The following is a 25315-nucleotide window of genomic DNA, read 5'->3' on the forward strand; positions in this document are numbered from 1 at the left end:
TCCACTCGTCTAAGATAAAAGAAGGGAGGACCGCATGACCTGTTCATTCGTCACCAAGAGCCTGCGAGGCATCGCTCTGGCCGCCCTCGGAACCGTCACGTTACTCGGGGCCGGCGGGGTCCTGACTCCAACGCCGGCGCATGCCTGGTGGCGCGGCGGCGTCTGGTATGGCGGGCCGCGCTTCTACGGGCCGCGACCCTATTATGGCCCCCGGCCCTACTACGCGCCGCCGCCGGTCTATTATCCGCCACCGCCCGTCTATTACGCACCGCCGGTCTATGTGCCGCCACCGGTCTATTATCCGCCGGCTGCGAGCTACCCAGGACCGGCACGGACCTGCTTTACGCCAACCAATAACTGCCCGATGGAAGTGCCGCGCGCGCCCGGCGCCGCTTGCTACTGCTCCAACGGCGCGGGCGGCCAGTCTTGGGGCACGGCGCACTGATCCATGCCGCTGTCTTTGGCTGAGTCCCATGACTGATCGGGTGAAGGTCACGGCCCTGCTCGTCTGCGCGGGGCGTGGGACGCGCATGGGCCCCGGCTCGCCCAAGCAATATCGTGCCTTGGGCGGCATGGCGGTGCTGCGCCACACCGCCCTCGCCTTCAGCCGCCATGCCGCGATCACCGCCATCGCCGTGGTCATCCATCCCGATGACCGCGTCCTGTATGACGCGGCGACCGAGGGCATGGATTTGCTACCCCCGATCTTCGGCGGGGCAACGCGTGACGAGTCGGTGCGCCTGGGACTGGAGGCGCTGGCCGAGACGTCGCCCGATCTGGTGCTGATCCATGACGGTGTGCGGCCTTTCGTGACCGCTGAGACCATCACCGCCGTGATTGCCGCCTTGAACGAAGGGCCAGCGGCGATCGCCGCTATGCCGGTCTTCGACACCATCAAATCCTGCCAGGGCGGCGTCATTACCGGCACCATCGACCGTGCGCCGCTGTGGCGGGCACAGACGCCACAGGGCTTCACCTATCCCGAGATCGTCGCCGCCCATCGCGCCGCCCGTCTGCGCACTGACCTTCCGCCAATGACGGATGACGCCGCCGTGGCCGAAGCCGCCGGCCTGCCGGTGCGCGTGATCCTGGGGTCCGAGGATGCCTTCAAGATCACGACGGAGGCGGACCTGCGTCGTGCCGAGCGCCACCTGCGTGACGAGGCCTGGCTGCCCGCAGCGCCGCAATAAAGGCCGCCAGGGTCGGCGGCACCTGTTTGCGGCTGGGATAGTAGAGAAAGTAGCCCGCAAACGGGGGCGTCCATTCCTCCAGCAGCCGCACCAGCCGGCCAGCCGCGAGATCCGGCGCCGCTTGATCCGCCAGCACATAGGCGATCCCGAGACCATCCATCGCGGCGCCGAGCATGAGTTCGGGCGCGTTAAAGGTCAGAGGCCCATCGACCTTGATCTCCAATGTGCGGCCGTCCGCTTCGAAATCCCAGGCCATGATCGGGCTTGCGGGCGTGATGCGGTAATTGATGCAGTCATGCTGCGTCAGATCCTGCGGCATTGCCGGCGCGGTGTGGCGGGCGAGATAGCCGGGCGAGGCCACCACGGCCATCCGCAAGTCGAGACCGACGCTGACCGCGATCATGTCCTTGTCGAGCTTCTCGCCCAGGCGGATCCCCGCATCGAGCCGATCAGCGATGATGTCACGGAACTGGGTGTCGATCAGCACCTCGACCTTTGCCTGCCGATGCGCCGCGTGAAAGGCCGGCAGCACAGGCCGGATCACCGTCTCGTAGGCATGGCGTGTCGCGGTGATGCGCACGGTGCCGGACAAGGCCCCGCGGTCCTGCCCCAGCTGTTCAAGGGCGCCGCCAATCTCCACGAGCGCAGGCTCCAGCGCGCGAAGCAACTGCGCCCCCGCCGCCGTCGCGGCGACGCTCCGGCTGTTGCGTTGAAGAAGCCGCACATCGAGCCGCGCCTCAAGCCCCTTGATGAGGTGGCTGAGCGCGGAGGTAGAGAGCCGCAACTCCGCCGCCGCCCGGGTGAAGCTGCGGGTGCGCGCGACAACCGCGAAAGCCGCAAGATCGTCCAGAGTGCCGCGCATCATCATCCCATTCCGCTCAACCTGCCATCGCGATCTTAGCGGATAGTGGGATGATGCGTCAGCCTCTATGTCTTCAGGCACACATCCCAAGGGGTGGTTTTATGTCCCAATTGAACGACAAGGTCGTGCTGATCACCGGCGCATCGAGCGGCATCGGTGAAGGCACGGCGCGCGTGCTGGCTGCCGCCGGGGCGCGGCTTGTGCTCGGCGCCCGCCGCACGGATCGCCTGCAGGCGCTGGCCGAGGACCTGACGGCGCAGGGCGCGCAGGTGCGGTTTCGGACCCTCGACGTTACGAGTCTGGTGGAGATGCAGGCCTTCGTCGCCTTCGCCGAGAGCGCATTCGGCCGCGTTGACGTGCTGGTCAATAATGCCGGCGTGATGCCGCTGTCGCCCCTGGCCGCCTTGAAGGTTGATGAGTGGAACTGGATGATCGACGTGAACATCCGTGGCGTCTTGCACGGCATCGCGGCCGTTCTGCCGAAGATGGAAGCCCAAGGTGCGGGCCAGATCATCAACGTCTCCTCGATCGGCGGCTTCGTGGCACAACCAACCGCCGCCGTTTATGCCGCGACGAAGTTCGCGGTGCGCGCGATTTCAGAAGGCCTGCGCAAGGAACATGACAAAATCCGCTGCACCTGTGTCTATCCCGGCGTCGTCGAATCCGAACTTGCGGATACGATCAGCGATGCGACCGCGCGCGACCGCATGATCACCTATCGCAAGACGGCCATCCAACCGGATGCGATTGGACGTGCCATCCTGTTTGCCATTGAACAACCCGGCGATGTCGATGTGAACGAGATCGTCGTGCGTCCCTCGGCGACGGTGGTCTAGAGCCAGATGGGATTTAGCCCTTCGGCACCAGGCTGACCCCGTTCATCTCCGCGACGATGTCTGACAGCATCGGCACATAATCCTCGCCACGGCCTGCGCCCACGGCGAGGGCGAAGCTGTTGCGCACGGCGGCCCCCATCGGATTGGCGAAACTGGCCGCGCTCGCGAAACCTGCCAGATAGCTCATGTCCTTGAGCGCATTCCGCAACGCGAATTGATGGGCGTTGCGGTCCCGCTCCAGCACATAGGTCATGAAGGTCTGATAGAAGGGGCCATCCATCCGGCCGCCGCGAATGACGCTGTCGAAGACCTTCGGCGTCAGACCCGCCTTCGCCCCGAGGGCCAAGGCCTCGGCATAAAGCGCCGCATAACCCATCGCGAGGAAGTTGTTCAGCAGCTTCATGGTATGGCCCGTGCCCGTCGGCCCCGTCGGCATGACGCGACCGGCAAAAGCTTCCAGAATCGGGAGCACCCGCGCGACCACGGCGTCATCCCCGCCGACCATCACATCCAAAGTGCCGGCCGCCGCATCCTTCGGCGTGCGGCTCAAGGGCGCATCGATCAGCGTGATCCCCCGCTCGCGCAGGCTTTCAGCCAACCGCAGGGTCTGGGACGGATCGGAGGTCGAGCAATCGATGATCACGATCGGCTTGCCCGTCGCCGCCAAGCCGTCCGGCCCTTCGACGAGGGCCGATACCTCCGGCGAGCCGGTGACGCACAGCACGACCACGTCGCTCGCCTCCGCGAGGGCGCGGGCCGTTTTGGCTTCTGTGGCGCCCTCGGCGACCAGCGCCTCGACCGCCGTGCGGCTGCGATGCGCCAGCACCGTCAGCGGCCAGCCCTTCTTCAGGATATTTCGCGCCATGCCCTGGCCCATCAGGCCAAGACCCGCAAATCCGACGCGTTCCTTCAAGGCTGGCTCGCTCATGCTGTCTCCTTCGATCTCAGATCACTTGTGCGTTTCTAATGTCGTTCGGCGGCAGGCGAACGCCAAGGGGCAGAACGACATGCCCATGGGTTTCATTGATGATCTCCGCCGCCGAGACATAAAAGGCGATGAAGGCGGTGACGAGACCGGTATAGCCGCCGATCATCGTCGCCTCCGTAATGCCCCAGGCGCCCAGCGCCAGCAGCAGGAAGGTGATCCAGAGCGCGAGGAAGACGTAGCTGACCGCCCGCGTCAGGGCGAGGCTGCCGATCCACATGTAGAAGGTGAAGACGCCCCACATGAACAGATACCAGCCGACGAAGGCGCCCGGCACATGCGCCGAGAAGAACAGCACGAAGAGGGCGAAGGACCACCAGAAGGCGCCGTAGCTGCAAAAGGCCACGAAGCCGAAGGTATTGCCGCGCGGCAATTCCAGCAGCCCGGCGCAAAACTGCGCGGCGCCGCCGAAGGCGAAGGCGAGGGCCAGCACCAGCGGCACGCCGGTGGGCAGATACCACCCGGCATTGACCATGCTCAGCATCCAGGTTGTCAGGGCGAATCCTGCGAGCCCGAGCGGGGCCGGATTGGCGAGTTTATACATTGCAGCCTCCCGTTTGCCCGGGACGTCTTTGCGGCCCGGATCGTTATTTCCGCGATTACTGACGCGCGTCTTGGACGAGTCTGGGCGGGCGCGCCACAGCCACGCTACTCCTTTCCTTGCGAAATGCGAGCATTGCGTGGCCCTTCCGCCCTCATGCTAGGCTGGCCCCGAACACAGTGGAGCTTCCGATGAGCGCGACGAATTGGCATGAGAAGGCGGCCGGACTGGCCTTGGAGACGCGGTTCTTCATCGGCGGTGACTTGGTGGAGGGCACCGGCGGCCATTTCGAGACCATCAACCCTGCCAATGGCCTGGTGCTGGCGGCCGTCAGCCAGGGCACGCCTGCGGATATCGACCGCGCCGTGGCCGATGGCCTCAAGGCCTATAAGTCGGGTGCGTGGTCGCGCATGGCGCCGCGCGACCGCATGACCGTGCTGTACAAGTTCGCCGATCTGGTGGAGGCGAATACCGAGCTGTTCGCCCTGCTCGATACGCTGGATATGGGCAAGCCGATCAGCGACATGATCAACATCGATGTGCCTGGCTCGGTCCATTGCATTCGCTACACGACGGAAGTCATCGACAAGATGACCGGCACCACCACGGCGACGCCCGACAATGTGCTGCATTACACCACGCGCGAGCCGCTGGGCGTGGTCGGCGCCATCGTGCCCTGGAACTATCCGCTGATGATGGCAATCTGGAAGGTGGCGCCCGCGCTCGCCGCCGGCAATTCCGTGGTGCTGAAACCGGCCGAGCAATCCCCCCTCTCCGCCGTGCATCTCGCCCGGCTGTTCGTGGAAGCGGGCGGCCCCGCCGGCGTCTTCAACGTGGTCAATGGCCCCGGTGAGACGGTGGGCCGCGCGCTCGCGCTGCATAATGACGTCGCCAAAGTGAGCTTCACGGGCTCGACTGAAGTCGGCAAGTTGATGCTGCAATATGCCGGGCAGTCCAACATGAAGAAGGTGGCCCTGGAATGCGGTGGCAAGACGCCGCAAGTGCTGATGGCCGATCTTCCCGACCTCGCGACCGCTGCCAAGACCGCCGCCTTCGGCATCTATGGCAATATGGGCGAGGTCTGCAATGCGGGGTCCCGCCTGTTGGTGGACCGCAAGATCCATGACGAGTTCCTGTATAGCTTCATGCGCGAGAGCGAGAATTTCGTGCCCGGCGACCCGCTGAACGAAGAGACCAATATGGGGCCGCTGGTGACGTTCGAGCAGCAGAAGCGCGTGCTGGGTTATATCGACATCGGCAAGAATGAAGGCGCGTCCTTGGCCTTTGGCGGCAATGTACCGCAGGGCCTGGAAAAAGGCGCCTATGTCGCGCCGGCTTTGTTCACCGGCGTCAACAGCGACATGCGCATTGCGCGGGAAGAGATTTTTGGGCCCGTCGCGGCGATCATTCCCATCGATGGCATCGAGAATGCGATCGAGGTTGCCAACGACACCATCTATGGCCTCGCCGCCGGAATCTGGACATCCAACCTCACCACGGCGCATCGCCTGGCGCGGGAGATCGAAGCCGGCACGGTCTGGGTGAATTGCTTCGACGAGGGCGATATGACGCAGCCCTTCGGCGGCTACAAGCAATCAGGCAGTGCGCGCGACAAGTGTTTCGATACCGTTCTGGCCTATACGCAGCAGAAATCCACTTGGGTGAAGCTGGTCTGAGTCCTTTTCGTGTTGCACTCGTTCGTCATCCGGCGGTCTCCGGCGGTGACGGACGATGCTACGGGCGGATGGATCTTCCCCTCGCGTCCTTGGACTTCTCGACGATTGTGGCTGAGCTTTCGGCGTTTCGGGGAGCGAGGGTGTGGAGCAGCCCCCTCACCCGCTGTCGCCGGCTCGCCGAGGCTTTGACCCCGCACCCGATTCTCGACGATCGGTTGCTGGAGTTGAGTTTCGGCGATTGGGAAGGTGTGTTGTGGGACGATGTTCCCCGAGCCGATCTCGATCGTTGGGCTTTAGACCTTTACGGCTTTGCGGCGCCGGGTGGAGAGACTGGGGCGTCGCTCATCGCCCGCGTGACGGCGTTCTGGCGGGATCTTGGGGAGGGGTCGCATATCGTGGTGAGCCATGGCGGCCCGCTGCGGGTGTTGATCGCCCTCGCCGAGGGGCGGCCGGTTGACTTGGCAAACTCCGCGCCGAGGTTGGGAAGCGTGACGGTGTTTGCCCGTTAACAAAAGGTACCGTCAGCCGCGGACTTGGTCCGCATCCGGGCGCTAATCAAAGATACCGTACCCGCCTCACTCACTCACCACCCAACCGCCACCTTCACCCCTTACAAACCGCGGCGAGCGGAACACGCTCGCCACATCCAAACCCTCCGCACCGCGTCCCTGCGTCATCGCCACCACATACCCACTGATCGCGACACCCAAGCCGCTTAGCAGCGCCGTAACGGCGCGCAGCGAACTCCCGGTGCTCACCACATCATCGACCACGACGACACGTTTGCCCGCGAGCCTCTGCAGAATCAGCGGATCGATGAACAAGCGCTTACCCGCATCGGGCGTTGTGATGGAGCTGATGGCGACGGAATGATCGTCCCGATACCAAAACTTCCGCGAATAGCCGAGCGGCACGAAATTTCTATGCCCCAGCCCCTTCGCCACACCCGGCGCGAAGGCGAGGCCGAGCGTCGGCAGCCCCACGATGATGTCCGGCGCGAAGGGTTTTGCCAGCTCGACCATGCGGGCCGTGAGGAATTCCACGACCGTGAAACCCGCCTGATTGGCGATGAAGGACGCGACGGCAGTCGTGGGGTCCGGCAAAGGGCGAATGGGAAGGTCAAGGTAGCGGCTTGGCGCAAGTTCGACCGAGTAACGATCGGCATAGGGCGGCCCGCTGGCAGGCGTGGCGGCGAAATCCTGCCAGAAGCGATGCATCATGGATGATGGGCGCGCGATTTCGACGGCGCGTTCTTCAGCAGCGACACCTCGACCGTGCCCGCATTCGGATAAGGATGACGATTGCTGAGGCGCGAATGCTCGGTCCGTCCCGTCACCGCCGACAATTGTTGCGCGATCACCCGCGCCTTCTCGCGGTCGCCGTCGAAGAAGAAAGCGACACCGGGCCAGCGGCCGGGCGTCTCGGGAATGATGAGGGTCACCACGGTGAACCCCTGCTGCCGGAGTTTTTTGGCGAAGGCGGCACCCGGCACCGCTTCATCGGCGTCGTAGCTCAGCCGGATGGTGAAAGGCGCGGCCGGAGCGGGTTTTGCAGCGGGCGGCGCCACCACCGTCGCGGGCGCGACGACGACCGGTTTGGGCGGTGGTGGTGCGACCGGCTGAGGTGCGACCGGCTGGGGTGGTGCAGGCTGAGGTGGGGGTTGTGCGACGACGACGGGCGCCGGCGGCTTGGTCACCACGGGCGGCGGCGGCGCCGGAGCCGGCTGTGGCGCGGGCGGGGCAATGGCGATCTTCACTGGCGGCGGCGCTGGCGGAGTCGGTTTCGGCGTGGCGACGGGTGGTGCGGCGACTGATGGTGTAGCGACTGATGGTGTAGCGACTGGCGGTGCTGCCACGGGGACCATGACGACCAGCGGCGTTTGGGGGGACGCCACGCTTGCCTTGGGTTTCGCGCCGCGCGTGTTGGTTTCGGGCCAGGACAGGACCGCCCCTGCCCCGCAAATGGCGACCAGAAGCACGACGGCGGCGCTCACGAGCACGCCGCGCCCGCTGATGCGCTGCCTGAGGGGGACGGCGTTCATCTCCCGAGGCGGCGCATCGGCATCGAAGATCCAATGGACCGAGTCGGACCGCGCGGCCCTGTTCTGGAGGGGCGATCGCGGCGCGATCTCCTGGCGGGGCGGCTTGGGCGGCAGGCTAGACGACACGGATATGCAACCTCGAAGCGATTCGGCGAGGTCTTCCTAGCGTATCTTGGGTCGGATGATCACCCTTCGTGGTGGATAAATTGGGCGGTGGTGGTTGATCCGCCTTGCAAGGGGAGAGGGTTGGGTTGGTGAGGTGTTACCAATAGGTTAGGAGTTCGTTAACTATGGTCCATGGACCAGTAGTGCTGGCACGTTTAGCGCTTTCCGTCGAACCTGCCTCCGTGTTTCACGGCTAAGCCGAAAATTACGTGACTGATGCAGTAAACATTCTTAAGGCGAGGGACTTTACAGAGACGCCATCCCTTTTTTGGGTGGCATTCACCAATGCCTTTATTCTCTGTCCGACAAAATTCGAATTTTCAATGTCTAGAGCAATAAATAGTTCGATCCAATTAGCACACGGGCCACTTTCACTAAGCTTTGATAGGATAATACGGTCACTTTCGAGCCGCTCGTTTACATAGTATATCCAACGATCTTTTGAGAGTCGTTGAATGATTTCGTCAGCTGGCGCTTGGGCGGCCCAAGATGTGCCGTAGACATTTCCAAGTTTGACGCAAAGAACAGCCGTTATACACGCAGCCAATGCGGGGCCTGGAATTGACGTTCCAAGACTTGCTAGCTCACGCATGGGTGCAGGCTCATTGTAGAAATTGTTAGTGCCCTGGTGTGCCGCAATAACGCTACTTGCAACCTGCACAAACGTCATAGAACGCAGATTTTCAGGGACATAATCAAATCCCGCCACAGCGAGCAAGACTGCATGCAGTCCCTTAACTGATTCCTTTCGGCCTTCGCTAAACTCAACAGCATACGCCTGTCCAATTTGCCACCGCTCTGGTGCCTTCAGTTGAGGCCAAAACTGCGGAATAAGAAGAAGAGAGTTTCGAGCTGCATGTTCGAGTTGCGCACCTTTAGCCGTTTTAAATAGTGACAACAGAATACTGATTGCTGTGCGGACAAAAAAATACGGTGACGACTTTAGCTTATTAACTTCAGGCGCATCAGGAGCGAGAGTCTCAGATTCTAGTCTGTGACGGAAGCTCTTGAAGTCGTCTGCGACAGCGACTTGTTCGTGACCAAGAACGCCTTGAACACATACCCTTAGACAAGAAATCGCCTCCTCTTTTGTCATAACTTCGTCTTGATTTGACGAAGGGTCATTCTCCAATCCGACAAAATGATTGACGATCGCTTGCGACTGAAGCAATCGAATCGTCTGGAGTGGCGTGATCATTCCAAGATCCCGTGCTAATGAGATGGCTTCGGTCTCAGATACGGCCGTGCGGATGTCGCTAAACTCGTCAATATCTGGGCGTTGTAGAAGCTCGCCGATGAACTCCATGCCAAGCGACGCGAGTTGCTTCCTCAGGAGCGCCATGGTTCGAAGCCAGACGAAGCTCGCTGCGAGCTCATAGTTTTCAGCTTGAAAGTTTGTCGCTATTTGGTTGCGCTCGCGGTCCCGTAGTTGAAAAGCATGAGATGCGATCGTAGCGGGATCAGACACGGTATCCAACACCGCCGGTGGCGGCGCGGGCGTCCAAAGCTGCACGGTCGTTCTGGTCACGCACTGACTCCATGATAAAGCGTTAGTCCATCATGCGATCGGAAGAGGACGGAGGGCGTTTGAGCATTCATAAGCTCCTCAAGACCTTCGAAGGCTCGGCGACGAGCACCTCCAACGATGCCCGACACAACCGGTCCACTGCTTACAGGTCTATAGAACACCCGATATGCTGTAACTCTACCTACGCGATCGAAAACTATCATGCCGTCACATCTCAGAAAGCCTTCTAGCAACTCTTCACAACGCTGGAGCGTAAGAATTGATCCTGCGGTATTGGTAGCAGCAAACTCGGAAAACGCTGCATAGAAGTCTAACAAAGGCGATACAGGTATTGCGTCCTTAAGTTCAACTGAAAATGTCTGAGGCGCATTACTTGAGCAAATCAATATCGTGCCATGCGACAATGCTAGCGCTGATTCTAACAGTTGACTGAAATATACGAGAAACTCGTCAACTCGGTCTACCTTGGTCAATTGGCTGCAGCACGCCCTTGCAAAATTCTCAACGGGGTTGCCTAACGGGACTGGTTCTCGCATGGTCGAGAAAATGAGCGTTAGTTTGCTTCCTTTTGCTCCCGTAATCTCAATTGTGTTAGTGCTTATTTTTCTAAGCAGCACGCAAAATTGCGTTGCGTCAATTGCGATGCCCTCGTGAAGAGGTATCGTTGTTGGCAGACGATAATACGTGAAAACGCCATAGCTTACATACCCGTCCGCGTTCCTCTCGATAAACATGAACCAATTATGACCCGACAATGGACCACAGTCCTTTAGAATTCGAGGACCGGACGCCGGATCCAGAGGCGCCCGGCCAATCGTGTGGGCGACAGCGCCTGGAAATGATCTTATTACGGACTCAATCTCATCGCACAAAACGACAGAAGGGGTAAATTCGATGCCTTCGTCTTTATAGTTCAACAAAGCGCCGGCAAGATAGCCGATAAGATTCTGAGAGTGAGCACAAGGTTTGTCCTCGTCTATTAGCAAGTCATTTATACGGCCGGTTATCTGATCACGAAATGTAACAGACACGGGGACTGGCATTCGATTCATTCAAATGTCTGTTATGAAGGCATTGATACATCTCATCCCGCAACTTGACCATGAAAATTTCCAATGTAATCTGACGGTTCCTCTACGCATAAGGCACACCTTGGAAATGGTCTCACCTTGTAGTTAGTCTCAATTTGCTTGTGTCCATACCCGTCGGTCGCTATCGACTGAAAGCATTACCAACAGCGACGCGGCAACACTCATAACCTATGCTACCTGTTCCAGGGCTGACACGCATTCTGAAACTACGCCTCTGCAAACTCCACCACCACTCCATGCGCGGCGGTGGGTGCCACAACGAGCGACGTCTCCACCTTCCGATACGCCACCCTGTTCGCGCGCAACACAGCCTCCGCCACGGCGAGATCACCGACCTCCACCCGATACGCCCGGAACCGAGGCAACTCCCCAGCACCCGATCCCGCCAACTCGGGAAACCGTTCCGCCAAGCGCGAAGGCGTCATCACCGTGATCCGGTCCGAGGCATCGCCCACCGTCATCACCGCCTCGTCGCCGCCCACAACACCACCCGTCAGCCGCGCGAGAAACGCTTCATGCGCACGCGGCACTTCCGCTGACAGCACAATTTCGGTCAACCGCACCGCCCCGTTCGCATGCGCCTGATAGTCGCTCTTCCAGAACAGCTCTGGGGCATGCCGTTGCTGGCAAGTAAAGAACGACACATCAGGCATCGCCACATCGGTCACGAAGGCCAGCGAGAACCCTACCCGTGCGATACTTCCATCCGGCAGTGTCGCATCCCGGCCGAAATCGACGGGCGCGTAGGTCGTGAGCCCCTTGGCGCGGAATTCCGCGACATCGGCGCGCGCGTCATCTCCCGCGAAAACGAGCATCGACATCCCCTCGCCATGGCGCCGCATAAACGCGGCACTTTCGGCCGCGAAGCTAAACCGTTCAGGAAAGTCATGCGGCGGAATGGCCGCCGCATCGTTCAGCGCGAGGAGTTCCAGAAAATTTCGCCCCGCGAATTGCACCAGGGAATTGCGCGTGCCGAAGGGGTGGATGGCCGGCGGCGTCAGTGTAAAGCCGAGGTCTCGGTAACTCTGCCGCGCCCGCTCCAGATCGTCCACGCAGAGCACGATGTGATCCAGCGTTCTGGCCATGAAGCGGCTAGCTCTTGCTCCCGAGCTTCAGCCAGTCCCGCAAAGCCGCGTTCATCCGGCTCTGCCAACCCTCACCGCTGCCACGCAGCGCCGTCAGGACATCGGCATCGAGACGCACCGTCACCTGTTGCTTCGTCACCTCAAGCCGAGGCCGGCCACGGCGGATCAAGGTTTCGCCGTTGTACCAATCGGCATGATCAAAATAATCCGCCGTCAATTCCGGAGCGTCATCCGGATCAACCCAGTCGCTTTCGCCATTCTGAGGCTTCTCGCTCATGACACGTCCTCATTGAAATAATGCGCCGGGTCCCATCCCGCGGCGTCCAAACCACGACCACCATACGGCCACGCAAAACGCCCGCCGTGATAAATCGAGGCTCACCGTAATCCCGCTTCAGATCGCGCTCGACCGCGTAATCCCCGGCGAAAACCTCCACGGCATCGGCGAAATCCAGCCCTCGCTCCAGAAGCGTCCTTAGACGTTTCGCGGAATCGAAGGTGATCTCCACTATTTAATGTAGTGTCATTAAAGCGGCGCGGCAAGACTTAACTCCGCGCTTCCGCCTCGCCATACGTGCCGGGCGGGGGCGTGTCCGCATCAACATGCTCCAAAGCCGCGAGGGCCATGATCCGCTCCTCGGACGCATCTTCGAAGGCGATTTCCCCCGCCATCATGCCGGACCGCATGACCAGGATGCGGTCGGAAATCGTCAGCACCTCGGGCAGGTCGCTGGAAATGACGAGGATGGCCAGCCCGTCCCGCGCCAATTCGCGCATGAGGGCGTAGATCTCGGCCTTGGTGCCCACGTCCACGCCGCGCGTTGGCTCGTCCACGATCAGCACACGCGGCTTCGTCGCCAGCCACTTTGCCAGCACAACCTTCTGCTGATTGCCACCCGACAATAACCCGACGAGCTGCTCGATCGAGGGCGTCTTGATGCGGAAGCGGTCGACATAGGTGTCGATCATGCGCGCCTCCGCGCGGGGCCTCACGACATTCGCATTCGACAATTGGCCGAGGCCCAGTGCGGCGAGGGAGACATTGGCGCCAACGCCCATGCCAAGCACGAGGCCTTGCAGTTTGCGGTCTTCCGGCACCAGGCCGAGGCCGAGGCGCATGGCGTCCTTGGGCTTGCGGATGCGCACCTCCTGGCCGGCGATGCTGATGGTGCCGCTGGCCGCTGGCGGCGCGCCGAAGATGCCCAGCGCAGTCTCAGACCGACCCGCGCCGATGAGACCGGCGAGACCCACGATCTCTCCCTCGCGCAGATCGAAGGAAATGTCGTGGTAGCGTTTATTGTCCGTCAAGCCGCGCACGGAAAACACCACAGGTCGGCCGGCGGAATTGGGTTTCACGCGCTGCACACCGGCGAGATCGCGCCCGACCATGAGGCGCACGACCTCATCCTGATCGGTTTCGTCCAGGCGCATGGTGCGCACGTGTCGCCCGTCCCGCAGCACGGTCACGTAATCGCAATTCGCGAAAACCTCGCGCATGCGGTGGGAGATATAGAGGATGGTCACGCCGCTCGCCCGCAAGTCATGCACCACGCGGAACAGCAGCAGCGTCTCGGTCTCCGACAGGCTCGATGTCGGCTCATCGAGAATGAGCAGGCGCGGCTCATGCACAAGAGATTTGCAGATTTCGATCAGTTGCTGTTGGGCGATGGTGAGTTCACCCAGCCGCTGGTCGGGATCGATGGCAATGCCCATGCGGCTCAGTGCCGCCGTGGTCTTGGCGCGCAGGGTTGCGCGATCCACCAACACGCCGCCGAGCCGGGGCTCGACACCGAGAAAGACATTTTCGGCGACCGACATATTCGGCGCCAGCATCAGTTCCTGAAAGACGATGGAAATGCCCTTGGCGGCGGCATCGCGCGTGCCCGACAGGGTCAGCACATTCCCATCGAAGATCAGCCGGCCGGAATCGGGGCGCAGCGCGCCCGCGATCACCTGCATCAAGGTCGATTTGCCGGCGCCGTTCTCGCCCATGATGGCATGGACGGTCCCGGCCTCGACATGGAAGGTCACATCCCGCAGCGCCTGCACACCGGGGAAGCCCTTCGAGATGGATTCCACGGTGAGCAGAACGGTCATGCGAGGTCCTCTACGAGTAACACACCGTCATCCCCGGACTTGATCCGGGGATCCATGGGCGCCCAAAGTGTGGATCCGCGGATCAAGCCCGCGGATGACGTGATAGCAAGGCCGCGATTCCGCGGGCTATCACGTCACTTCTTCGCCATGAACGCATCGACATTCGATGCGCTCACAACGTCGGTGCCGGTGTCGGTGATCGGCGGAACCGTGCCGCCCTGCGTCAGCGTGTTCAGCTCATCGATCGAGCCGGTGCCCATGGCGTAGGGGCGCTGGCCGACGAGCGTCGTCGCATAGCCTTCCTTGAGCAGCTTCAACTGCGGCAGCAGCGTGTCAAAGGACACGACGACAAACTTGCCGCTTTGGATATCGGCCTTGCGGCTCTTCAGCGCGCGGGCATAGGCTGCGGGCGCGAACATCGGCCAGCCGCCGGAGTAGAAGATGCCGTCCAGATGCGGGTATTTGGACAGGATGTCCTGGATCACCTGCACCGCCTGGTTGGAATCGTCATTGCAGGAATAGGGCGAACCCGAGACTTCCTTGAAGCTGGCGCCAAGCTTGGACTTGAAGCCGGAAATGCGGTCATTGAGGTTGGCCGCAGACAGGCCGCCCGTCAGCACGGCATAGGTGCCGCCATTCGGCAGGGCCTTGGCGAAAGCGTCCCCTGCCGTGGCGCCGGCGCTCGCGTTATTGGTGCCGACGAAGGCGATGCGCTTGGAGGTCGGGGCATCGGAATCGAAGGTGATGACCGGAATGCCGGCCTTCAGCGCGGCGGCGATCACGTTCTTGATCGAGTCCGGGTTGTTCGGCGCGACCGAAATGCCGGCGACATGCTTGGTGATGAGGTCACGCATGATGCTGATCTGCGCGGCATCGTCGAGCTGCGACGGGCCGGTGAATTCGCATTTGGCGCCAATCTTGGCGGCTTCAGCCTCACAGCCCGTCTCGGCATCTGCATAGAAGGGAATGCCGAGCGCCTTGGGTACCAGGGCGAAGGTCTTTTCTGCGGCGCGGGCATGCATCGCGCCGACGCTCATCAGGCCTAGGCCCATGGTCATGACGGCCGCAGTCGTCAGCAGGATCTTTTTCATGGATAGTTCTCCCTTGGGGATGTTGTCGAATGGAAGTTTCGTGTGCAGGCACGGTTAGCGCGTTCGCCAGAACCCTTTCCTGAGCTGATCGATGAACACCGCCAGCACGATGACGGAGCCGACGAACACGCCTTGCCAATAGGCATCCGTGCCGAGCAGCACGAGGCCGTTGCGCAAAACCTCGAGGATCACCGCACCGATGAAGACGCCGAGGATGGTGCCCTCGCCGCCCGTGAGATTGGTGCCCCCGATGACCGCCGCCGCGATGACACTCAGCTCCTTGCCGAGCCCTTGGTTGGAAATCGCGGAGGAGAGGTAACTGACTTCGATGATGCCCGCGAGACCGGCGAGCACGGCCGAAATCACATAGACGCTGATCTTCAGGCGATCGACTTCAAGTCCGGTCAGCCGCGCGGCGCGTTCATTGCCGCCGATGGCATAAAGCTGGCGGCCGTACACGCTGCGGGTCAGCACCAGACTCGCGATCACCGAGAGCACCAGAAAGACGATGAAGGGATTGGGCAGGCCGAAAGTCTGGCCGCCGCCGAGGTTGAAGAAAGGGCTGTCATCGGGCCGGAAGCCGTCGATGGAATGGCCGCGCGTGATGACGAGGGCGAGGGCACGCGCGATGCTCATGGTCGCAAGCGTCGGCACGAACGGCGGCATGCGCAGCTTCGTCACGCACAGGCCGTTGAACAGGCCGAACAAGCCCGCAATGACCAGGGCGATGGCGCAGGCCGGAATGGTGCCCATGCCGGTGTTCATCAGCGCGGCCGAGGCGACCGCCGTGAGGCCCCAGACGCTGCCGACCGAAAGGTCGATGCCGCCGGTGATCATCACCATCGCCTGGCCGAGCACGACGATGCCGACAAAGGAGAAGTTGCGCGAATCGTTGAGCAGGTTGTTCGGCGTCGCAAAGTCTGGCGCGAAGATCGAAAGCCCCACGACCATGATCAGCAATGCCATGACGATACCGGTCTCGCGCGAGCGGAAGACGCGGCTCACGAAGGACCGTTGAACCCGGCCACCACTGGGCTGAACCGCACTCATGCGATCCCGCCGCCGTCTTGGCTCGGTGTGCGACTATTCTTCGTCAATGAAACCCCTCCCCGTCACTCTGTACTGCCCGGGGTTTCATCCCACGGTGGATTTCTTCAGTCCGCGAACTGCGCCACGGTATGCATCACGGTATAGCGGCAGAACGGATGGCGGCAAGCCCGTAACAATGAAGCGGCCGGTCAGAGTAAACAGAACAAAATTCGGGGACGCGCACAGATGAGCGAAAGTCGCCTGGCGTATCGTCTCGTCGCTAAAACACCATCGCCACAAGAACGAGCAGCACCACGCATTCCGTGAGCTGCTCAGCCGCGCCGAGGGTGTCGCCCGTATAGCCGCCGAGCATCCGCCGCCCGAGGGCGGCCATGCCGAAGACCACCACCACCGCCCCGATGACCGCCGCGAGAGCATGATGCGGCGTCACGAGCAGGAGGCAGACCAGGGCGGCGATCAGCCAGCCGGCGCCGATGCGCGCGCGATCGGGCACGCCGAGGCTCGCGGCCAATCCGTTCGCCCGCGCGGCGGCTGACAGCAGCAGCACGCCGGGCATGGCGGCGCGGCCCAGAACGGCCGCCGTGATCAGGATCGCCGCCACCACGCGGGGCTCGGCGATTTGCGTGATCGTGAAGACGCGCAGGCCGACGGAGCCGATCAGCGCCAAGGCGCCAAAGCTGCCGATGCGGCTGTCCTTCATGATGGCGAGCCGCCGCTCGGGCGTGGCGCCACCGCCGATGCCATCGGCGGTATCGGCCAAGCCGTCCTCATGCAGCGCCCCGGTGATCGCGGTCATCGCCAAGACGGCCAGCAAGGCGCCGATCAGGGGCCAGAGATGGCAGCGCAGGGCGAGGGCGTAGACGCCGGCACCGATGGCACCGACCACCAGGCCGACCAGCGGCCAGACCCAGATGGAACGGCCCAGCGGCGAGCCCTGAATGCCGCGCGGCATCGGCAGTCGCGTCAGCAGGCCGAAGCCCGCGATCAGATCGGCCCGCGCCTCCTGCCAGCGGATCATGAGCCGTCTGCCACGCCGGCTTCGGCGAATGTCGCCATGCCCGCGTGACAGGCGAGTGCGGAACGCAGGAGATTGACGGCGAGCGTCGCGCCCGAGCCCTCCCCCAGGCGCATGTCGAGGTCGAGAAGCGCGGGGCGGTCGAGAATGCGAACAAGGCGCCGATGCCCGGCCTCGGCCGAAACATGGCCGATGAGGGTGTGATCCAAGCCACCCGGCATCAGCTTGGCAAGCGCCGCGGCCGCGGCGGAGCAAACGAAACCATCGAGCAGCACGGGAATGCTGTGGCGCCGCGCAGCGATGGTGGCGCCCAGAATGGCCGCCGTCTCCCGCCCACCCAGGCGGCGGGCGACTTGCCAAGGATCGGCGAGGTGATCGGCATGCAGGGCGAGCGCCCGGTCCACCACCGCCGCCTTGCGAGCGACGCCTTCGGCATCCAGGCCGGTGCCGCGCCCGGCCCAATCGGCCCCCGTGCCACCGAACAGCGCGGCGGCCAGCGCCGCCGCCGCCGTGGTATTGCCGATCCCCATTTCACCGAGGCACAGCAGATCGGTGCCCGGCACCACGGCATCGAACCCGGCATTAACCGCCTTGAGGAACTCGCCCTCGGTCATCGCCGGCTCTTGCGTGAAGTCGGCGGTCGGCTGGTCGAGGGACAGCGGCACGACGGAGAGCTTGGCTCCGGCGATGGCCGCGATCTGGTTGATGGCGGCACCGCCGGTCTGGAAATTCGCCACCATCTGCACGGTGACCTCGACGGGAAAGGACGAAACGCCCTGCGCCGTCACGCCATGATTGCCGGCAAAAATGACGACATCGACCTGGTCGAGCCGCGGCATGTCGCGCCGCTGCCAGCGGGCCAGCCAACCGACCACCTCCTCCAGCCGGCCGAGGCTGCCGGGCGGCTTGGTCAGCCGCGCCTGCCGCTGCGCCACGGCATCGGCCGCCGCCTCATCAGCACCGGGCAGGCCGTGGAGCAGATCGGAGAGGTGATTGAAGCGGAGCGTGGTCATCAGGCGGCGTCCTCTTGGGCGATCAGGTGGAAGAAGCTGCCGGACACGCGGCCACGCCGGCTGCCGGCCGGGCCGAGATCGGCGCCGACGCCGTCGGCCAGATGGGCGAAGGGCGCATCGGTCCCGGCGTGGGAGACGGTGGCGTAATGGAATTCATGGCCGCGCAGGATGGCGTCCGTCTCGATCAGCCGAGCACGGCGGTAGCCTAGATGCAGTTTGCGGCGCGCGAAACTCGTCTCATGGTCGAGAAGGTTCAGCATCTCATGCGAGTGTCCGGCGGCATCCGTCAGAGCGCGGCCGAGCATCATATAGCCGCCGCACTCCCCATGCACGGCGCGCGTTTCGGCGAAATGCCGCACGCCGCGCCGAAACCCCTCGGCGGCGGCGAGCGCGGGACCGTGCAACTCCGGATATCCACCCGGCAGCCAGCAGGCGTCGGCATCTTCGGCCGGGGCTTCGTCGGCCAGGGGCGAGAAGTATGAAATCTCGGCCCCAGCTCGGCGCCAACCCTCCAGCAGATGCGGATAGAGGAAGGAAAACGCGTCGTCCCGTGCCACCGCCACGCGCTGGCCCGGTGGCGGAACCGCCGTGGCTTTGGCGGCGGCGACCGTGATCGGCGCCGCCATGGCCTGAATCGCCGTGAGTTCGAGACGCGCCTCGGCGAGATCAGCGAGATGGTCGAACCGCGCCGCGAGGTCGGAGAATTCGCCGGCCTGGACCAGGCCGAGGTGGCGTTCGGGCAGCGAAACGCTCGGGTCGCGCAGAAGGGCGCCGAGCACGGGCAGGCCGATGGCGGCCATGGCGGGGCGGATACCGGCCTCATGCTTGGGACTGCCGAGGCGATTGAGGATGGTGCCGGCGATGGTCACGCCCGGCTCGAACTCCATGAAGCCGCGCGCGGTCGCGGCTGCGGTTTGTGACTGGCCGGAGACGTCCATCACGAGCACCACAGGAAGGCCCCACCGCGCCGCGAGGTCCGCCGCACGCCCCGCCTGCCCAGGCGCACCCACGCCGTCGAACAACCCCATGGAGGCCTCGATCAGCACAAGGTCGGCGGTTTCGGCGACCGACCCGATCAGCCCATCCAGCACCGCCGGCGGCATCGCCCAGCTGTCGAGGTTGAAGGCCGGGCGCCCCGTCGCCGCTGCGTGGAAGGCAGGATCGATATAGTCGGGGCCGGACTTCATCACTGCCACCGCGACGCCCCGCCGGCGATAGGCGGCGGCGAGCGCCAGCGTGACGGTCGTCTTTCCCGATCCCGAACGCGGTGCGGCGAGGATGAGGCCCTTCATCGCAGTTCCGGTTGGAGCTGGGCGATGAGGTCGTAAATGCGGCGCCGCATCGCGACGATGCCGCCGATTACGATCAGGGCGGGCGATTCCTCATCCGCCGTGCCGACGACCTCGGCGATATGGCCGAGATCGGTCACCGTCACATGCTGCTCGGGCGTCGTCGCATTAAGGATCAGAGCCGCCGGAAGCCCGCTCGCCATGCCGCCCGCCATCAGTCGACGGGCGATGGTGCCGATGCGGCGGGCGCCCATGTAGAGGACAATGGGCTGGCCGAGGCTCGCCATCGCCTCCCAGTTCAGGCTCGCATGCTGCGATTCCGCGCCATGACCGGTGGCGAAGATCACGGCCTGGTTGATGCCGCGCATCGTCGCCGGAATCAGCGCGGCGGCGAGGCCCGCAACGCCCGCCGTCATGCCCGGAATGACTCGAAACGGAATCCCGGCTTCGGCCAGGGCGAGAATTTCCTCCCCACCTCGCCCGAAGACGAAGGGATCGCCACCCTTCAAGCGCAGCACCCGCCGTCCCGCGCGCGCCTGGGCGATCAACTCATTGGAAATGCTGGTTTGCTCGGAAGATGGCCGGCCGCATCGCTTGCCGGCATGGATCAGCTCCGTGCCCGGTTTGGCCAGGGCCAAGACGCTGTCACTCACCAGCGCGTCATGCAGCACGACTTCGGCCTGGGCGAGGCCGGCAATGGCATGGAGGGTCAGGTGACCGGCATCGCCTGGGCCCGCGCCGGCCAGCCAAACATGGCCGCCTGCGAAGACCGGCACCTCTCCCATCAGGCGCGTCAGCGCGTCCTCGACCGTCATCATCCGTCTTCACCGTGACTCGCGCGCCGAGCCTCTCTAGTTTCTAGCGGGTGGAAACCTCCCCCCTTCGTCGCGGCTGGACCACAGGCGCCTGTGCCGCCGCCGCCGTCCGCGCCGCCGCCGAAGCGCTGCGCAGCGGCATCTTCCCCGATCCGGTGACGATCCGTCTGCCCGGTGGCAGCAGCGTCGCCTTCGCCCTGGCCGAAACGTCGTTGCGGGATGGTCATGCCATGGCCGCCATCGTCAAGGACGCGGGTGACGACCCAGACGTCACGCATGGGGCGCTGATTCGCGTGACCGTGGCAGCGGGCGCGGCGCAATCCGGCCTTGTGTTCCGGGCGGGCGAAGGCGTCGGCACCGTCACCCTGCCCGGTCTGCCGATCCCGCCGGGCGAGCCGGCCATCAATCCCGTGCCACGCCGCATGATCGCCGATGCGCTGGCCGAAGTCTTTGGCGCCGGCGGCGATTGGGTGGTGGAAGTGTCCATTCCCGGCGGCGAGGCGCTGGCCGAACAGACCTTGAACGGGCGCCTCGGCATTCGCGGAGGCTTGTCCATTCTCGGCACGACGGGGATTGTGATTCCGTTCTCCTGCGCTGCCTGGATCGACAGCATCTGTCGCGGGATCGACGTCGCGCGCGCCACCGGCCTCGCCCACGTCATCGCTGCGACCGGCCGCACGTCGGAACTGGCGGCTCAAGCCCGATACGGCCTGCCGGATCTGTCCCTGATCGACATGGGGGATTTCGCCGGCGGCACGCTGAAATATCTGCGGCGGCATCCGGTGGCGCGCGTCACCCTCGCGGGCGGATTGGCGAAAATGACCAAGCTGGCCCAGGGCCGGCTCGATCTGCATTCCAAGCGCGGCGGCGTGGATAGCGCCGCGTTGGCAGAGCTCGCTGCCGAACTCGGCGCAGATGCAGACCTGGCGCAGCGGATCGCCGAGGCGAATACCACCGCACTGGCGTTTGAATTTGCGGGCAAGATTCCTCTCGCCGCCACCATTGCCGCGCGCGCTCATGCGGTCGCGATGGAGGTTCTGGGCGAGGCGCCCATCGCACTCGACGTTCTGATGATCGACCGCGACGGTCATGTTATCGCCGGTCATCCAGCCCCCTGAAGCGGCGAAGATAGTCCGCGTCATAAAGGGCGCTTTCGCGGAAATCCTCTGGTCCCAGCGCGGCGCCGACAAAAATTAGCGCTGTGCGGGCGACGGGCGCCGCCGCATGCAGCATGACGATGGTGTGCAACGTGCCGGTGATGATCTGCTCGTCCGGCCAGCTTGCCCGTGCGACGATCGCCACCGGGCAATCCGCACCGTAATGCGGCAGCAGGGCCGCAGCCACCTCCTCCAGCCGATGAATGGCGAGATGGATCGCGAGCGTCGCGCCCGTCGCGGCGAAGGCCGCCAGGGTTTCGCCCGGCGGCATGGGCGAGGCGCGGCCATCGATGCGCGTCAGCACCACGCTCTGGGCGAGACCGGGCACCGTCAGTTCGCGGCCGAGGAGGGCGGCGGCGGCGGAAAAGGCCGGCACGCCGGGGGTCATGGTCCAGGCAATGCCGCGGCGGTCGAGCCGCCGCGTCTGCTCCGCCACCGCGCTATAGATCGAGAGATCGCCGGAATGCAGCCGCGCGACATCCTGCCCGGCGCGATGCGCGGTGATGTATTCCGCCTCGATCTGGTCGAGGCTGAAGGACGCCGTATCCACCAGTCGGGTGCCCTCGGGGCAATGGGCGAGCATGGCGGTCGGCACGATCGACCCGGCATAGAGGCAGACCGGGCAGCGGGCGAGAATGTCCCGCCCCCGGATCGTCAGCAGGTCGGCGGCACCGGGTCCGGCGCCGATGAAATGGACGGTCATGCCGAGGCCGCCAGAGCGCAGGTGACGCCGCCGCCGACGATGCGCGGCAGAACCAGCCGTGACTGCGGGCCAGCCGCGAAAAGCGCCGCCGCCTCAGCGACGCAGGACAATCCGACTTCGGTCTCGGCGCGGGCGGAGCGGGTCTGGCAACGGCCTTGCTCGCCCTTCAGCGCCGCATGGTCGATCCAGGTGATCGGGAGGTCGAGTGCTCGCGCCGCTTCGGCGATACCCGACTCGTGCTGCCGGAAGACCGGCACGGCCAGCGCGTCGATCCGCCTGCCCTCCGCAGCATGCGTGACAAGGGCGACGACAGCCTCCGACGAGACGCCGGTGCGGCAACCGATACCCGCTACTATCAAGGTTTTACAGCCCGATATTGCAGCACTGTGCGCGCCGGAGCGAAGCCCTGCATCGGGCCGATCGGCTCAAGCCGTTCGATGCCTATGCGCGTCAACCGACCGCCCCATTCAGCCTGCCGCTGCATCATCACCCGCTCCGTCGGAAGTGTCACCGCGTTGATGACCAGCCGACCGCCGGGCCGTAAGACCGACCAGCACTGCATTGATAGTGCAGGATTAGAGGAACCCCCGCCGATGAAGATCGCGTCCGGCGGCGTGAGACCGTCCAGCACCTCCGGCGCTCGTCCCTGCTTCACCACAAGCGCCGGCACACCCAAGGCAAGCGCATTGCGCATCACGCGCTCCGCGCGATCCGGTCGGGCCTCAATGGCGATGGTGCGGTTGGCCGGGTGGCGCAGCATCCATTCGATGCCCACCGAGCCCGACCCCGCGCCGATGTCCCACAAGACCTCGCCGCGCTTGGGGGCCAGCGCCGCGATCGTCAGCGCCCGGATTTCCTGCTTGGTGATCTGGCCATCGGTTTCGAACCAATCCTCATCGAGCCCGGCAGACAGTGACATTGCCGGGCCGCCGACGACTTCCAAAGCCATCAGGTTGAGCGGATCCGGCTGTATGCCTTTGAAAGTCGATACTTTTTCTGCAGGACCGCCGAGGGATTCCAACACAGTCATGCGGGTTTCCGAGAAACCCCAGGATGCGAGCAGGAGCGCGACGGCGGCGGGCGTGGTGGCATCAGCCGACAGGGCCAGAATCTGCGCACCGGGCTGCAACAGCGGACGCAGCGCCTCCAGCGGACGACCACAGAAGGAGATCGTCTCGACATCCTGAAACGACCAGCCGAGCCGGGCGCAGGCGAGGGAAAAGGCCGAAGGTGCTGGAATCACAACATACTCCCCCATCAGCACATGCCGCGCGAGGGTGCTGCCGATGCCGAAGCAGAAGGGATCGCCTGAGGCGAGCACCGCAACCGCGCTGCCGCGCCGCGCCAGGATCACCGGGATCGCCTCGACCAAGGGTATCGGCCAGGCCAAACGCTCGCTCTGGATCAGGCTGTCAGCCAGCGCCAGATGCCGGTGACCGCCGACCACGAGGTCCGCCGCGACGATGGCGGAGCAAGCAAGGGGGGACAGGCCCTCGACACCATCCTCCCCGATGCCGACAATCGTCAGCCATGGCCGATCCCCCATCATTGCGCCTGCTCATTCTGGGCGGCACGACCGAAGCCGCTGGCCTCTCGCGGCTGCTGGTGGATCAGGCGTGGCTGGCGCCGATCCTCTCCCTCGCCGGGCGAACGCGCGCGCCGGTGCTGCCGCCGATCCCCAGCCGCATCGGCGGTTTCGGCGGTGCCGAGGGCCTCGCCGCCTATCTCGGCGCCACGCCCATCGATGTGCTGATCGATGCCACCCATCCCTTCGCCGCCCGTATCTCCGCCAATGCCGAAATCGCCTGCGCGGCGGTGGGTGTGCCGAGGTTGGTGCTGCAACGGCCGGGCTGGACCGCCGGTCCCGGCGATAACTGGCGCATGGTGGCGAGCGTGGCCGATGCCGCCGAGGCTTTGGGTGCCGCGCCGCGCCGCGTGTTCCTGACCATCGGGCGGCAGGACCTGCTGCCCTTCCAGGCCGCTGCCCATCACCGTTATCTCATCCGCAGCGTCGATGCGCCCGACGCCGCTTTGCTGCCGCCGCATGCCGAGATCATCACCGGGCGTGGGCCCTTCGATGAGGCGGCGGAGCGCGCGCTGCTGCACGATATCGACGTGCTCGTGACCAAGAATTCCGGCGGGGACGATGCCAAGCTCCGCGCTGCGCGCGCCCTCGGCCTGCCGGTCATCCTGGTGGAACGGCCCGCCGCGCCCATGGGTGAGCGGGTGGCGACGCCGGCCGAGGCGCTGATCTGGCTGCGCGCTCATGCCGAAACCTTGGCGGCGGCACGGGGCGCATAGAGCCAGTCCCTGCCCTCGCGGCGCGCGATCCGTCGCGTCTCGGCCGTGCCGATGAGCACCAGGGTCCGCATATCGGCACGGGCCGAGTCGGCCTCGGCGAGGCTCAGGATGTCGAGACGCTCGTCGGGCCGGCTGACAGCGGTGGCGAAAACGACCGGCGTTTCCCCAGGCAGGATCGTCCGCAGATGGTCGAGCGCGGCGCCCAATTGCCAGGGCCGCGCGCGGGAAATGGGGTTGTAGAGCGCGAGGGCGAAGCCGGCAGTCGCCGCCGCACCGATGCGGCTCAGCACCAGCGCCCAGGGTTTCAGATTATCGGACAGCGAGACGACCGCGAAATCATGCCCCAGCGGCGCGCCCAGCCGGGCGGCGGCGGCGAGCATCGCCGAAATGCCGGGCACGACGGTGATGTCGAGCGCCCGCCATTCGGGCGGCCCGGTATCGATCGCCTCGAACACCGCGCTCGCCATGGCGAAGACGCCGGGATCGCCGCCGGACACGATGCCGACGATCTTGCCCGTCAGGGCCAGCGCCAACGCGGTGCCGGCGCGGGCCAGTTCCTCGCGATTGTCCGAGGCATGGCGTGTCACGCCGGCCCGTTCCGGGATGCGGTCGATGTAGGGAAAATAGCCGAAGAGGTCGGTGCAGAGATCCAGCGCCGCCCGCGCCTCGCCGGTCAGCAGCGACGGATCGCCGGGACCAAGCCCAATGACGAAGACCCGGCCGGTCAAAGCTCTGCTCGATATCGTAGGGCGGAAAAGCGAAGCGTATTCCGCCGAATCAGGGG

General features: G+C 64.3%; 27 protein-coding genes. 7 read left to right on the top strand and 20 right to left on the bottom strand.

Features of this window, described 5'->3' with window-relative positions; genetic code table 11:
* The first annotated feature begins 34 nt into the window (after positions 1 to 34).
* Positions 35 to 445, top strand: coding sequence for a hypothetical protein (locus QP803_RS10300; protein ID WP_284947666.1), 411 nt, complete (start codon positions 35 to 37; stop codon positions 443 to 445).
* Between the two features lie 28 nt (positions 446 to 473).
* On the top strand, positions 474 to 1190 hold the full coding sequence (gene ispD, locus QP803_RS10305) for a 2-C-methyl-D-erythritol 4-phosphate cytidylyltransferase (protein ID WP_284947667.1): 717 nt from the start codon (positions 474 to 476) through the stop codon (positions 1188 to 1190).
* On the opposite strand, the gene QP803_RS10310 is transcribed toward ispD, so the two are convergent.
* Positions 1114 to 2055 carry a LysR family transcriptional regulator gene (locus tag QP803_RS10310; protein ID WP_284947668.1) on the bottom strand — a complete coding sequence of 314 codons (942 nt, stop codon included), beginning with the start codon at positions 2053 to 2055 and terminating at the stop codon, positions 1114 to 1116. The two genes, ispD and QP803_RS10310, sit on opposite strands and share 77 nt — an antisense overlap.
* 98 nt (positions 2056 to 2153) lie before the next feature.
* On the opposite strand from QP803_RS10310, the gene QP803_RS10315 reads away from it, so the two are divergent.
* A complete protein-coding gene (locus tag QP803_RS10315; protein ID WP_284947669.1) occupies positions 2154 to 2888 on the top strand; it encodes an SDR family oxidoreductase in 735 nt (244 codons plus the stop codon).
* 13 nt (positions 2889 to 2901) lie between these two features.
* Here QP803_RS10315 and QP803_RS10320 read toward each other — a convergent pair whose 3' ends face one another.
* Positions 2902 to 3816 carry an NAD(P)-dependent oxidoreductase gene (locus QP803_RS10320; protein WP_284947670.1) on the bottom strand — a complete coding sequence of 305 codons (915 nt, stop codon included), beginning with the start codon at positions 3814 to 3816 and terminating at the stop codon, positions 2902 to 2904.
* A 16-nt stretch (positions 3817 to 3832) separates the two neighbouring features.
* The gene (locus QP803_RS10325) at positions 3833 to 4516 is read right to left on the bottom strand and encodes an acetate uptake transporter (protein ID WP_284947881.1); all 684 of its coding nucleotides are present in this window, start codon (positions 4514 to 4516) and stop codon (positions 3833 to 3835) included.
* Positions 4517 to 4605: 89 nt separating this feature from the next.
* On the opposite strand from QP803_RS10325, the gene QP803_RS10330 reads away from it, so the two are divergent.
* Together QP803_RS10330 and QP803_RS10335 are read left to right on the top strand one after the other, a co-directional pair.
* A complete protein-coding gene (locus QP803_RS10330; protein ID WP_284947671.1) occupies positions 4606 to 6090 on the top strand; it encodes an aldehyde dehydrogenase in 1485 nt (494 codons plus the stop codon).
* Positions 6030 to 6599: a histidine phosphatase family protein gene (locus QP803_RS10335; protein WP_284947672.1), complete on the top strand. Its 570-nt coding sequence runs from the start codon at positions 6030 to 6032 to the stop codon at positions 6597 to 6599. Before QP803_RS10330 ends, QP803_RS10335 begins: the two co-directional genes overlap by 61 nt.
* Before the next feature lie 66 nt (positions 6600 to 6665).
* Here the strand turns inward: QP803_RS10335 and QP803_RS10340 are convergent, their stop codons facing one another.
* From QP803_RS10340 to cobA, 13 genes are all read right to left on the bottom strand, one after another.
* Positions 6666 to 7310: a phosphoribosyltransferase gene (locus QP803_RS10340; protein WP_284947673.1), complete on the bottom strand. Its 645-nt coding sequence runs from the start codon at positions 7308 to 7310 to the stop codon at positions 6666 to 6668.
* A complete protein-coding gene (locus QP803_RS10345; RefSeq protein WP_284947674.1) occupies positions 7307 to 8257 on the bottom strand; it encodes a hypothetical protein in 951 nt (316 codons plus the stop codon). The genes QP803_RS10340 and QP803_RS10345 overlap by 4 nt, the downstream gene beginning before the upstream one ends.
* 244 nt (positions 8258 to 8501) lie before the next feature.
* Positions 8502 to 9824 (bottom strand): hypothetical protein, encoded by a 1323-nt coding sequence (locus QP803_RS10350; RefSeq protein WP_284947675.1) that lies wholly within the window; start codon positions 9822 to 9824, stop codon positions 8502 to 8504.
* A gap of 1297 nt (positions 9825 to 11121) precedes the next feature.
* Entirely contained in the window at positions 11122 to 12000 is an 879-nt protein-coding gene (locus QP803_RS10355; protein WP_284947676.1) for a VOC family protein, read from the bottom strand.
* A 7-nt stretch (positions 12001 to 12007) separates the two neighbouring features.
* The gene (locus tag QP803_RS10360) at positions 12008 to 12277 is read right to left on the bottom strand and encodes a BrnA antitoxin family protein (protein WP_284947677.1); all 270 of its coding nucleotides are present in this window, start codon (positions 12275 to 12277) and stop codon (positions 12008 to 12010) included.
* Positions 12237 to 12509, bottom strand: coding sequence for a BrnT family toxin (locus QP803_RS10365; protein ID WP_350356081.1), 273 nt, complete (start codon positions 12507 to 12509; stop codon positions 12237 to 12239). Before QP803_RS10365 ends, QP803_RS10360 begins: the two co-directional genes overlap by 41 nt.
* Positions 12510 to 12546: 37 nt before the next feature.
* The gene (locus tag QP803_RS10370) at positions 12547 to 14097 is read right to left on the bottom strand and encodes a sugar ABC transporter ATP-binding protein (protein ID WP_284947678.1); all 1551 of its coding nucleotides are present in this window, start codon (positions 14095 to 14097) and stop codon (positions 12547 to 12549) included.
* Positions 14098 to 14231: 134 nt separating this feature from the next.
* On the bottom strand, positions 14232 to 15188 hold the full coding sequence (locus QP803_RS10375; RefSeq protein WP_284947679.1) for a sugar-binding protein: 957 nt from the start codon (positions 15186 to 15188) through the stop codon (positions 14232 to 14234).
* 54 nt (positions 15189 to 15242) lie between these two features.
* On the bottom strand, positions 15243 to 16238 hold the full coding sequence (locus QP803_RS10380; protein ID WP_284947680.1) for an ABC transporter permease: 996 nt from the start codon (positions 16236 to 16238) through the stop codon (positions 15243 to 15245).
* 259 nt (positions 16239 to 16497) lie between these two features.
* Positions 16498 to 17256 carry an adenosylcobinamide-GDP ribazoletransferase gene (cobS, locus tag QP803_RS10385; RefSeq protein WP_284947681.1) on the bottom strand — a complete coding sequence of 253 codons (759 nt, stop codon included), beginning with the start codon at positions 17254 to 17256 and terminating at the stop codon, positions 16498 to 16500.
* Positions 17253 to 18266: a nicotinate-nucleotide--dimethylbenzimidazole phosphoribosyltransferase gene (cobT, locus tag QP803_RS10390; RefSeq protein WP_284947682.1), complete on the bottom strand. Its 1014-nt coding sequence runs from the start codon at positions 18264 to 18266 to the stop codon at positions 17253 to 17255. The genes cobS and cobT overlap by 4 nt, the downstream gene beginning before the upstream one ends.
* Positions 18266 to 19558, bottom strand: a complete 1293-nt coding sequence (locus tag QP803_RS10395) for a cobyrinic acid a,c-diamide synthase CobB (RefSeq protein ID WP_284947683.1) — start codon at positions 19556 to 19558, stop codon at positions 18266 to 18268. Before QP803_RS10395 ends, cobT begins: the two co-directional genes overlap by 1 nt.
* Complete coding sequence (cobA, locus tag QP803_RS10400; protein WP_284947684.1) at positions 19555 to 20373, bottom strand: uroporphyrinogen-III C-methyltransferase; 819 nt, start codon at positions 20371 to 20373, stop codon at positions 19555 to 19557. The genes QP803_RS10395 and cobA overlap by 4 nt, the downstream gene beginning before the upstream one ends.
* A 47-nt stretch (positions 20374 to 20420) precedes the next feature.
* Between cobA and QP803_RS10405 the strand changes: the two genes are divergently transcribed.
* Positions 20421 to 21488, top strand: a complete 1068-nt coding sequence (locus QP803_RS10405; RefSeq protein WP_284947685.1) for a cobalt-precorrin-5B (C(1))-methyltransferase — start codon at positions 20421 to 20423, stop codon at positions 21486 to 21488.
* On the opposite strand, the gene cobM is transcribed toward QP803_RS10405, so the two are convergent.
* From cobM to cbiE, 3 genes are read right to left on the bottom strand one after another with little or no spacing between them, the layout of a single operon-like run.
* On the bottom strand, positions 21463 to 22230 hold the full coding sequence (cobM, locus tag QP803_RS10410; RefSeq protein WP_284947686.1) for a precorrin-4 C(11)-methyltransferase: 768 nt from the start codon (positions 22228 to 22230) through the stop codon (positions 21463 to 21465). The genes QP803_RS10405 and cobM overlap by 26 nt on opposite strands.
* Entirely contained in the window at positions 22227 to 22589 is a 363-nt protein-coding gene (locus QP803_RS10415) for a cobalamin biosynthesis protein (RefSeq protein WP_284947687.1), read from the bottom strand. Before QP803_RS10415 ends, cobM begins: the two co-directional genes overlap by 4 nt.
* On the bottom strand, positions 22586 to 23779 hold the full coding sequence (cbiE, locus tag QP803_RS10420) for a precorrin-6y C5,15-methyltransferase (decarboxylating) subunit CbiE (protein ID WP_284947688.1): 1194 nt from the start codon (positions 23777 to 23779) through the stop codon (positions 22586 to 22588). The genes QP803_RS10415 and cbiE overlap by 4 nt, the downstream gene beginning before the upstream one ends.
* Between cbiE and QP803_RS10425 the strand changes: the two genes are divergently transcribed.
* Positions 23761 to 24531, top strand: a complete 771-nt coding sequence (locus tag QP803_RS10425) for a cobalt-precorrin-6A reductase (RefSeq protein ID WP_284947689.1) — start codon at positions 23761 to 23763, stop codon at positions 24529 to 24531. The genes cbiE and QP803_RS10425 overlap by 19 nt on opposite strands.
* Here the strand turns inward: QP803_RS10425 and cobJ are convergent.
* Positions 24495 to 25259 carry a precorrin-3B C(17)-methyltransferase gene (gene cobJ, locus QP803_RS10430; protein ID WP_284947690.1) on the bottom strand — a complete coding sequence of 255 codons (765 nt, stop codon included), beginning with the start codon at positions 25257 to 25259 and terminating at the stop codon, positions 24495 to 24497. The genes QP803_RS10425 and cobJ overlap by 37 nt on opposite strands.
* Positions 25260 to 25315: the final 56 nt, after the last annotated feature.

Source organism: Acidisoma sp. PAMC 29798, from assembly GCF_030252425.1.
GTDB lineage: Bacteria > Pseudomonadota > Alphaproteobacteria > Acetobacterales > Acetobacteraceae > Acidisoma > Acidisoma cladoniae.

Bases quoted from the DNA above. Each gene is read 5' to 3' on its own strand.
- QP803_RS10300 (WP_284947666.1), top strand. From the start codon at position 35: ATGACCTGTTCATTCGTCACCAAGAGCCTGCGAGGCATCGCTCTGGCC.
- ispD (WP_284947667.1), top strand. From the start codon at position 474: ATGACTGATCGGGTGAAGGTCACGGCCCTGCTCGTCTGCGCGGGGCGT.
- QP803_RS10310 (WP_284947668.1), bottom strand. From the start codon at position 2,055: ATGATGCGCGGCACTCTGGACGATCTTGCGGCTTTCGCGGTTGTCGCG.
- QP803_RS10315 (WP_284947669.1), top strand. From the start codon at position 2,154: ATGTCCCAATTGAACGACAAGGTCGTGCTGATCACCGGCGCATCGAGC.
- QP803_RS10320 (WP_284947670.1), bottom strand. From the start codon at position 3,816: ATGAGCGAGCCAGCCTTGAAGGAACGCGTCGGATTTGCGGGTCTTGGC.
- QP803_RS10330 (WP_284947671.1), top strand. From the start codon at position 4,606: ATGAGCGCGACGAATTGGCATGAGAAGGCGGCCGGACTGGCCTTGGAG.
- QP803_RS10340 (WP_284947673.1), bottom strand. From the start codon at position 7,310: ATGATGCATCGCTTCTGGCAGGATTTCGCCGCCACGCCTGCCAGCGGG.
- QP803_RS10355 (WP_284947676.1), bottom strand. From the start codon at position 12,000: ATGGCCAGAACGCTGGATCACATCGTGCTCTGCGTGGACGATCTGGAG.
- QP803_RS10360 (WP_284947677.1), bottom strand. From the start codon at position 12,277: ATGAGCGAGAAGCCTCAGAATGGCGAAAGCGACTGGGTTGATCCGGAT.
- QP803_RS10370 (WP_284947678.1), bottom strand. From the start codon at position 14,097: ATGACCGTTCTGCTCACCGTGGAATCCATCTCGAAGGGCTTCCCCGGT.
- QP803_RS10375 (WP_284947679.1), bottom strand. From the start codon at position 15,188: ATGAAAAAGATCCTGCTGACGACTGCGGCCGTCATGACCATGGGCCTA.
- QP803_RS10380 (WP_284947680.1), bottom strand. From the start codon at position 16,238: ATGAGTGCGGTTCAGCCCAGTGGTGGCCGGGTTCAACGGTCCTTCGTG.
- cobS (WP_284947681.1), bottom strand. From the start codon at position 17,256: ATGATCCGCTGGCAGGAGGCGCGGGCCGATCTGATCGCGGGCTTCGGC.
- cobT (WP_284947682.1), bottom strand. From the start codon at position 18,266: ATGACCACGCTCCGCTTCAATCACCTCTCCGATCTGCTCCACGGCCTG.
- QP803_RS10395 (WP_284947683.1), bottom strand. From the start codon at position 19,558: ATGAAGGGCCTCATCCTCGCCGCACCGCGTTCGGGATCGGGAAAGACG.
- cobA (WP_284947684.1), bottom strand. From the start codon at position 20,373: ATGATGACGGTCGAGGACGCGCTGACGCGCCTGATGGGAGAGGTGCCG.
- cobM (WP_284947686.1), bottom strand. From the start codon at position 22,230: ATGACCGTCCATTTCATCGGCGCCGGACCCGGTGCCGCCGACCTGCTG.
- QP803_RS10425 (WP_284947689.1), top strand. From the start codon at position 23,761: ATGGCCGATCCCCCATCATTGCGCCTGCTCATTCTGGGCGGCACGACC.
- cbiE (WP_284947688.1), bottom strand. From the start codon at position 23,779: ATGATGGGGGATCGGCCATGGCTGACGATTGTCGGCATCGGGGAGGAT.